Below are 7,659 nucleotides of genomic sequence, written 5' to 3' on the forward strand. Positions count from 1 at the left end.
CTCGTCGGGCTCATAACCCGGAGGTCGTCGGTTCAAATCCGGCTCCCGCAACCAATACATACCCCGCAGGGTTTAATTCGGTAGTGTCCGTTGGGACTAGCCATAATTTTTCAATTTGCATAAATAATACAAGGCCCCATGGTCAAGCGGTTAAGACATCGCCCTTTCACGGCGGTAACCCGGGTTCGAATCCCGGTGGGGTCACCATAGTTAATTTGGTTAAAAAAACATATGGGCGCATAGCTCAGTTGGGAGAGCACCTGCCTTACAAGCAGGGGGTCACAGGTTCGAGCCCTGTTGTGCCCACCATAGAATCAAAAAACTAATTGGCCTGGTAGTTCAGATGGTTAGAATGCCAGCCTGTCACGCTGGAGGTCGAGGGTTCGAGTCCCTTCCAGGTCGCCAATTAAACTAACTAAATAAGCTGGCGTAGCTCAATTGGCAGAGCAACTGACTTGTAATCAGTAGGTTGGGGGTTCAATTCCTCTCGCCAGCTCCATTAACTTGTTTAATAGTTAATGTTTATACCCCATAGGGTGTTTTTGGTAGTACCCGAAGGTGCTCCATTAAATAATAAGGAGGAGTACCCAAGAGGATAAAGGGGACGGACTGTAAATCCGTTAGCTGAGCTTTCACTGGTTCGAATCCAGTCTCCTCCACCATATATACATCATGAAAAATATTTAGGGGTTTTTAAGGTTAAGAAACTAAATAAGTATTTATATGCGGAAGTGGCTCAGTGGTAGAGCATCGCCTTGCCAAGGCGAGGGTCGCGAGTTCGAATCTCGTCTTCCGCTCCAGTGTTTTTCTTATGAAGAGTATATATTCTTCATTTTTTTAAAATTTATGCGGGTGTAGCTCAGTGGTAGAGCCCCAGCCTTCCAAGCTGGTTGCGAGGGTTCGATCCCCTTCACCCGCTCCATTTATTTATCTAAATGTACCCTTAGCTCAGCTGGATAGAGTGTCTGGCTACGAACCAGAAGGTCGGGGGTTCGACTCCCTCAGGGTACGCCACACTACAAGCCTTGCGATTACAATATCGTGAGGTTTTTTATTTTATTTAACAACTCTTAAATATGGTACTCGCGTGCCACCCTCCGTGCCACTTTCTTCTTTATCTTCTTCTTCATCTTCTTTTTTACTAAATATATCATTAAAAATATCAGCAGATTCTTTATCAACAGTTTCTAGAGCATGAGCATAAAAATCTGTAGTAGTTGATGCTCTAGAATGACCTAATCTATTGGAAACATTTTTTACATTTATTCCGCTTGTTATTAAAACAGTAGTAGAGGTATGTCTTAATCCATGAAATGTTATTTTCTTCAATTCATTATTCTCTATAAACTTTCTAAACCAATCAGATATAGTATCTTTAAAAATTACCTTTCCATTTTTTTGAGTAAATACAAAATCATTTTCATGTTCGTTTTCTTCATAGAACCATTGATCGCCTAATAATTCTTTTTTCAATTTTTCATTTTCTCTATGTTCCTCTATTAAATCTATAAGGAAACTAGGAAAAGAAATTTTTCTTACAGATGAATCAGTCTTGGTATCTTTTATTTTAGATTTTTTAGCGGCATAAGAATTAGCTTGTTCTATTATTAATATATTATTATTTACATCAATATGTCGCCATTGTAGCCCCGATAACTCTCCTAGCCTTATGCCAGTACTAATTGTCAATAAAATCGCTAATTGGTAGCGAATAGGGGCGGTAGGGAGTATTTTTAATAATGAATTAATATCTTCTAATGTATAGTAGTTATCTTTTAATTGAGCTTTAGGAGTTTTAACAGGCACATTCTCCATGGGGTTATCATTTATTATTTTTAAAGTAATCGCATCACTAAACATTGTTTTAAGCAATGTATGATAATGCTTAACGCTTTTAGTCGATAAAGGTTTTTTAGTCTTTTCTGAGGGGGCAGTTTCGATTATATTCATTAATTCTAACATATCACCAGTTGTTATTTTATCTAATATCTTTTTGCCAATTAGGGGTAAGATTCTTAAATCTAAAAAATTTTGATAGTTATCTCTAGTTTTATCCTCTAATTTTTTATATCCTAACCACCATACAGAATAAGCTTCAAAAGTGCCTTTAGCTAGCAAATGAAATTTAGGATCTTTCTTTTTTATTTCTTCCTCAAATTCCATCTCCTGGAGAAATAGAAACTTTTCTAAATCTCTACCTTTCAAATCAGTTGTGATAGTTTTAGAGAATCTTCTTCTAGATCCATCAAGATTAAATCCGTCACTTATAAAAATTCTATACTTATCCTTATCGACTTTAGTATATGACATTTTTATCCTCCTTTAAATTCTTACGTTAATTGTAATCGAAGTAGTTTTATCATCTTGTTCATTTTTCGATACTCGTCTTTCTTTAAGTTCTTGCAAGAATCGCCAAGCTTGCTCTTTTTGTTCGGGAGTAGCATTTCTAAAAAAGTTTAAAACAATATTATCTTTGTCTTCATTTTGTATAGCTGCGATTAGCAGAAAATTCTCAATTGATTTTTGCTGTTCCCCATCAAAGTTAGCAAACAATTCAGCAACGTTTTTAACTCTTTTTAAATTATCTTTTAAACCATCCATTATTGTCCTCCTTTGTTTGTTTGAAATATTTATCTATATTCTTATAATTTATTACAGTTATAATCACATCAGTTCTTCCTAAAAGGAAGTCTATATTTATATCAAGCTTATCAGCTATCTTAATAAGATTACTAAGGGCGGGTACCCTGATCCCTTGTTCCCACTTTTCATACGATCTCAAGCTTACTTTTAAGTACTTAGCAAAGTCTTCTTGTGAATAATTTAAAGAATTCCTTATTATTTTCAGACGTTTTGCAACAATATTCGACATAATTTTACACTCCTTTGATACAATTGTACCAAGGAAACTACCCTCAAGGGGGTGGTAAATTTTGCCACATATTTTGTTAAATAGCAATATATTTTTTAAAAATACTACCCTCTTGAGGGTAGTGAGTAGCGAATGTAATCCAGTATTTTCAAGGCTTGACGAAAATTAAACAAATATATATAATCGAATTAAGATAAGCACTTGAAAAATTTGGTAATGAGTAGTACAATAGGTATAGAACGCTAGTTCAGAACGTTAGTTTGACAAGAGGGGGATGCATAGTGAAAGAAAAGTGGATTTCAATGTACATAGAATTATTAAAAAATTTATCTGATGAAGAATTGGAGATTTTGTTTCAAGCTATAAAAGAAATTAGAAATCCTGATTCCCTTAAAGAGTTAAGAGTTCTTTGAGATTTTAAGTGCAATTTTTAAGAGATTATATAAATCTTCTCCTTGCTCATCAGTGAAATTATCAAAATCAATTATCTTTTCTTCTTCGAGTTTTTCGAAAAAGTTTTTTAATGCTGGATTGGCTTCTTCTAATGCGGAAGAAGCTTCTTTTTGTTCCTCTTCTAACAGATCACCTATAGGAATTTCAAAATAACTAGCTACTTTTTGCACTTTATCTACAGAAGGAGAATTTTTATCCCATCTATATATAGTTCCGTTTCCAAATTCTAATTCTTTCTCAAGTTTAGAAACGTTAATTCCTCTATTTTTACACAAATTCTGTATTTTTGCTAATAAAGACAATGAAATCACCTCAAAATTATTTGTAAATTTTCAAATTAACTATTGACTTACTGTAAATTTGCTAATATAATATCCTTAACAGCTAACACGTAAGCCAAAAAAGACAACAAAAAACCAGAGGGTATAGTTAAACCCTTTAAAAAATCGTTGGGGAACGATATATTTAGTTTTTTCTTTACCTTCTTAGTTTAGAATATTTACAGAACTTTGTCAAGGTTTTAGCTGAAATTTACTCTATTATTTATCGACAGGGAGGTGTCATAATGCAAAATTACTCAGATTTCGGAGTTGAAGCAAGAGGAATCATGTTAAAGAAAGGTATTACAATGACAGCTTTGGCAAAAGAATTAAATATATCAACTTCTTATTTGTCTGATATATTACGAGGAGCCAAGAAAGGAGTGAAGCAAAGAGAAAGAATAGTACAAGCTTTAGAAATGAATTAAATGTTAAAAGGGGGACAAACTTAAAGGAGGAATGAGGAATGAGCAACTTAATTAATATAACGAATCAAAACGGACAATTAGTAGTAAGTAGTAGGGAAGTAGCAAGAGATTTTGAAAAGGAACACGCAAAGGTAACTAGGGATATTGAAAACTTAATAGAAGGTATAGCCAAAAATGGCGACACCTATAACCACTTATTTATTGATAGCAAATATCAGAATGAGCAAAATAAGCAATGGTATAAGGAATATCTTTTAACTAGAGATGGATTTTCTTTATTGGTAATGGGGTTTACAGGCAAAAAAGCTTTAACTTGGAAATTAAAATATATAGAAGCATTTAATAAGATGGAGCAAGCTTTGAAAGAGCAAGAAAAACCTTTAAAACTTGATAGTAAGTTTATGTACCAGATAGCACAAGAGTTAGAAGAAAAGGAAAAGCAAATAGCATTAATGGCACCAAAGGCAGTATTCGCAAATGCAGTGGCTGCATCAAGGACAAGCATATTAATAGGAGAATTAGCAAAACTGTTAAATCAAAATGGAATAGATATGGGACAAAATAGATTATTTGAATGGTTGAGAAGGGAAGGTTTTTTAATTAAAAGGAAAGGTACCGACTATAATATGCCTACTCAAAAGAGCATGAATTTAGAATTATTCGAGATTAAAGAAACTTCAATAACTCATTCAGATGGACATATAAGTATATCTAAGACTTCTAAGGTAACAGGTAAAGGGCAAATATATTTTGTAAATAAATTTAAAGAAATGCAGTTAGAGCAAGTTATATAGGAGGGATAATCGTGAATCAAGCACTATTAGAAAAGCTAATTGAGAACTTAGAAGAATTAAACACAAATATAGAAATGTTTAATCGTGAAGTATTCACAGCAAGACAGGCGGCTAAGTATTTAGGGATAGGATATGACACTATTCTAAGGCTTACTAGAATAGGTCAGATTGAACATGTAGCCAATGGAACTAACTATCTGTATAAGAAAGATTATCTTGATAGATGGTTAGAAAAAAATAAGAGAGAGGTGGTCTAAACAATGAATATCAAGTACCTAAAGCATTATATAAACAAATGCATAGATAAGGGTATTCAGCCAAGCTTTAAAGGATTGAGGAACTGGTATGAAACTACAAATATAAGAGGCTAAAAAGGTTTTTATAGAAGTGTTTAGAGGGGAGGTGTAGCAGTGTTAGTAGAAAATACTTTGTTTGGCACTATAGATAAGGTAGCAATAGCAATAGATAGATTGAGATACTTTGAATCTTCTGAGGGGTACTACCTCGCCTTTAGTGGAGGAAAAGATAGTCAAGTAATATATCACTTAGCCAAAGAGGCGGGAGTAAAATTTGATGCACATTATAACGTAACTGGAATAGATCCACCTGAATTAGTTTACTTTATGAGAAAGAATTATCCAGACGTAAGCCGAGATATGTATGAAAAATCAATATTTCAACTAATAGAAGAAAAAGGATTACCTTCTAGAATGAGTAGATTTTGCTGTGAAGTTCTAAAAGAGCATGGAGGCGAAGGAAGAATATGTGTTACTGGTGTCAGATGGGCAGAAAGCAATAAAAGAAAGAAAAGAAGACCCTTTGAGATAGTAACAACTAAGAAAGAGGATAAGAAACTCTTTGATGATAATGACGAAGATAGAAGGCTTTTTGAGAATTGTATGCAGAAAGGTAAAAGAGTTATAAATCCAATAATCGACTGGCTGGATGAAGATGTTTGGGAATATCTCAAAAGCAGAAATATAGAGTATTGCAAACTTTATGATCAAGGATATTCGAGATTAGGCTGTATTGGTTGTCCTATGAATTCAAGGAAAATTCAAGAGTTAGAACAATATCCAAAATTTGCAGAGAATTATAAAAGAGCAATAGCAAGATTTTTACCTAAGTATTTAGAACGTAGAAAAGAAAAAGGACAGGAGCCATTTAGGACCACTGTAGACGGTTGGTACAATTGGTGGATAGAAGATGAAGGAATAGACTATAGCGATTCATTTTTAGATGATTAGAGGAGGGACAGGCTTGGAAACATATTTCAAATTCAAGTTAGCACTAGAAATAATATCAATAATAATTTCAGTAGTAGTGATGCTAGGCTTTACAGTAGCTTATGTAGTATCGAAAAACAAAAAATAGGAGGAAAGTAAATGAAAACATGGGAAATGATTAAGGAATTATCTGAAAATCCTGAAAAGAAGTTTAAAGCTATTAATAACAACTACCCCAATGATGAAAATAGCATAATAACAAGTGTTGGAAACGGAGACATTGTTTTTGAAAAAGCAAATACAGGAATATTGGCAGTGATAAGTCTAGGGACTGTTTACGAAGAAGTAAAAGAACCTGTTAGCTTTATAGAAGCAGTAAAGGCATTAAATAGCGGCAAGACAATATATGTGAAACATGGTGAGGAATTTGAATATACAGAAATGTTTTCACCAGCAGGGAGTCAAACAGATTGGGGTTATGCAATGAAACAACAACAAGGATATGCAATAGACACAGGATTAATTCTGTATGGTGAATGGTATATCGAATAGGAGGTGTAAAGATGTTTAATGTAACAAAAGTATGTAAAGAATTGAGGGGTTCAGGTACTCTTATATGGTATAAATCAAAAGAATTTGACTATGTAGCGAATGGTTATTTTGCGATAAAACTAAATTTGAATAATTATAGAAAAATCTTAGGGACATTAGTTGAAATCTTCGGGGTAGTGCCAAAAGTGAATCAGACATTGAATTTTACAAAAGTAGTTTGCAAAAAGATAGATATAGGCAGTGTTAAAGAAATGAAGAAACATGAATTTGTTGACTGGATAGACAAAAGAGAAGTAGAAGAAATAGGATACACAGGATTATTTCATAAAGAATTTAATAAACTCCTTGGCATCTTTAAAGGAGAAGATTATATCTATATAGATACTAAATATCTTGATTTGATTAAGGATAATTATGTAGTGAAATGCGAAGGTAACGAAAGGCTTACCCCTATATTTGTAACACATAATAAAGAAGCAATAATGATAATGCCAGTAAGAGTATGCGAAGACAATAAGTTTTTAGTAAAAGAAAAAGACCTTTCTAGAGGGAACTAGAAAAGGTCAACAAATTTAAAAAATAATATTTAGGTCATTATACCACGGAAGGAGATAAAAATAAATGGAAAATATAATAAAAGGTTTTAAAGTGTTTAATAATGATTTTACTTGTAGAGGTTTTCAATATAAAGTAGGACAAACTTATGAGCATGACGGAAATATAGAATTATGCGGTAGTGGATTTCATTTCTGTAGAAAAGCTAGTGATTGTTTTAAATATTATATGTTTGATAGTAACAATAAAGTAGCAGAGGTAGAAGCGTTAGGATTAGTAGAATCGGATGATAACAAAAGTGTAACTAATAAAATTCGTATAGTAAGAGAATTATCCTGGCACGAGGTATTAGACCTAGTTAATAGCGGAAAAAATTGCACTGGTAGAGATAACTCAGGTAATTGGAACTCAGGTAATAGGAACTCAGGTGATTGGAACTCAGGTAATAGGAACTCAGGT

12 protein-coding genes and 8 tRNA genes are annotated in these 7,659 nt (G+C 33.2%); 16 read left to right on the top strand and 4 right to left on the bottom strand.

What is annotated here, in order from left to right; all coding sequences use genetic code 11:
• The first annotated feature begins 132 nt into the window (after positions 1–132).
• From ABWP20_RS17870 to ABWP20_RS17905, 8 genes are all read left to right on the top strand, one after another.
• Positions 133–207: transfer RNA gene (locus tag ABWP20_RS17870), tRNA-Glu, on the top strand.
• A 26-nt stretch (positions 208–233) separates the two neighbouring features.
• Positions 234–309: transfer RNA gene (locus ABWP20_RS17875), tRNA-Val, on the top strand.
• A gap of 19 nt (positions 310–328) precedes the next feature.
• Positions 329–405: transfer RNA gene (locus tag ABWP20_RS17880), tRNA-Asp, on the top strand.
• Positions 406–423: 18 nt separating this feature from the next.
• Positions 424–499, top strand: a tRNA-Thr gene (locus ABWP20_RS17885).
• Between the two features lie 78 nt (positions 500–577).
• Positions 578–662: transfer RNA gene (locus ABWP20_RS17890), tRNA-Tyr, on the top strand.
• Positions 663–725: 63 nt separating this feature from the next.
• A tRNA-Gly gene (locus ABWP20_RS17895) sits at positions 726–800 on the top strand.
• A 48-nt stretch (positions 801–848) separates the two neighbouring features.
• Positions 849–922, top strand: a tRNA-Gly gene (locus ABWP20_RS17900).
• Positions 923–937: 15 nt separating this feature from the next.
• Positions 938–1,014, top strand: a tRNA-Arg gene (locus ABWP20_RS17905).
• 42 nt (positions 1,015–1,056) lie between these two features.
• On the opposite strand, the gene ABWP20_RS17910 is transcribed toward ABWP20_RS17905, so the two are convergent.
• The 3 genes from ABWP20_RS17910 to ABWP20_RS17920 are packed head-to-tail and all read right to left on the bottom strand — an operon-like array spanning position 1,057 to position 2,872.
• Positions 1,057–2,310 (bottom strand): tyrosine-type recombinase/integrase, encoded by a 1,254-nt coding sequence (locus ABWP20_RS17910; RefSeq protein ID WP_353097698.1) that lies wholly within the window; start codon positions 2,308–2,310, stop codon positions 1,057–1,059.
• Positions 2,311–2,322: 12 nt separating this feature from the next.
• Positions 2,323–2,601 (bottom strand): hypothetical protein, encoded by a 279-nt coding sequence (locus ABWP20_RS17915; protein WP_353097700.1) that lies wholly within the window; start codon positions 2,599–2,601, stop codon positions 2,323–2,325.
• Positions 2,582–2,872 carry a helix-turn-helix domain-containing protein gene (locus ABWP20_RS17920; RefSeq protein ID WP_353097701.1) on the bottom strand — a complete coding sequence of 97 codons (291 nt, stop codon included), beginning with the start codon at positions 2,870–2,872 and terminating at the stop codon, positions 2,582–2,584. Before ABWP20_RS17920 ends, ABWP20_RS17915 begins: the two co-directional genes overlap by 20 nt.
• A 281-nt stretch (positions 2,873–3,153) precedes the next feature.
• On the opposite strand from ABWP20_RS17920, the gene ABWP20_RS17925 reads away from it, so the two are divergent.
• Positions 3,154–3,285: a hypothetical protein gene (locus ABWP20_RS17925; RefSeq protein ID WP_353097702.1), complete on the top strand. Its 132-nt coding sequence runs from the start codon at positions 3,154–3,156 to the stop codon at positions 3,283–3,285.
• Here ABWP20_RS17925 and ABWP20_RS17930 read toward each other — a convergent pair.
• Positions 3,271–3,627, bottom strand: coding sequence for a helix-turn-helix domain-containing protein (locus ABWP20_RS17930; RefSeq protein ID WP_353097704.1), 357 nt, complete (start codon positions 3,625–3,627; stop codon positions 3,271–3,273). The genes ABWP20_RS17925 and ABWP20_RS17930 overlap by 15 nt on opposite strands.
• Before the next feature lie 263 nt (positions 3,628–3,890).
• Here ABWP20_RS17930 and ABWP20_RS17935 point away from each other — a divergent pair, with 263 nt between their 5' ends.
• From ABWP20_RS17935 to ABWP20_RS17965, 7 genes are all read left to right on the top strand, one after another.
• The gene (locus ABWP20_RS17935) at positions 3,891–4,073 is read left to right on the top strand and encodes a helix-turn-helix domain-containing protein (RefSeq protein WP_353097705.1); all 183 of its coding nucleotides are present in this window, start codon (positions 3,891–3,893) and stop codon (positions 4,071–4,073) included.
• 38 nt (positions 4,074–4,111) lie between these two features.
• Positions 4,112–4,867 carry a phage antirepressor KilAC domain-containing protein gene (locus ABWP20_RS17940; RefSeq protein WP_353097707.1) on the top strand — a complete coding sequence of 252 codons (756 nt, stop codon included), beginning with the start codon at positions 4,112–4,114 and terminating at the stop codon, positions 4,865–4,867.
• An 11-nt stretch (positions 4,868–4,878) separates the two neighbouring features.
• The gene (locus ABWP20_RS17945; protein WP_353097708.1) at positions 4,879–5,124 is read left to right on the top strand and encodes a helix-turn-helix domain-containing protein; all 246 of its coding nucleotides are present in this window, start codon (positions 4,879–4,881) and stop codon (positions 5,122–5,124) included.
• Positions 5,125–5,277: 153 nt separating this feature from the next.
• Positions 5,278–6,114: a phosphoadenosine phosphosulfate reductase family protein gene (locus ABWP20_RS17950; RefSeq protein ID WP_353097709.1), complete on the top strand. Its 837-nt coding sequence runs from the start codon at positions 5,278–5,280 to the stop codon at positions 6,112–6,114.
• 138 nt (positions 6,115–6,252) lie between these two features.
• Positions 6,253–6,645: a hypothetical protein gene (locus ABWP20_RS17955; RefSeq protein WP_353097710.1), complete on the top strand. Its 393-nt coding sequence runs from the start codon at positions 6,253–6,255 to the stop codon at positions 6,643–6,645.
• Positions 6,646–6,656: 11 nt separating this feature from the next.
• Positions 6,657–7,202 (top strand): hypothetical protein, encoded by a 546-nt coding sequence (locus ABWP20_RS17960; protein ID WP_353097712.1) that lies wholly within the window; start codon positions 6,657–6,659, stop codon positions 7,200–7,202.
• Positions 7,203–7,266: 64 nt separating this feature from the next.
• A partial coding sequence (locus tag ABWP20_RS17965) for a DUF7666 domain-containing protein (protein WP_353097713.1) occupies positions 7,267–7,659 on the top strand: 393 nt, incomplete at its 3' end.

The organism is Tissierella praeacuta (assembly GCF_040396155.1).
Lineage (GTDB): Bacteria > Bacillota > Clostridia > Tissierellales > Tissierellaceae > Tissierella > Tissierella praeacuta_A.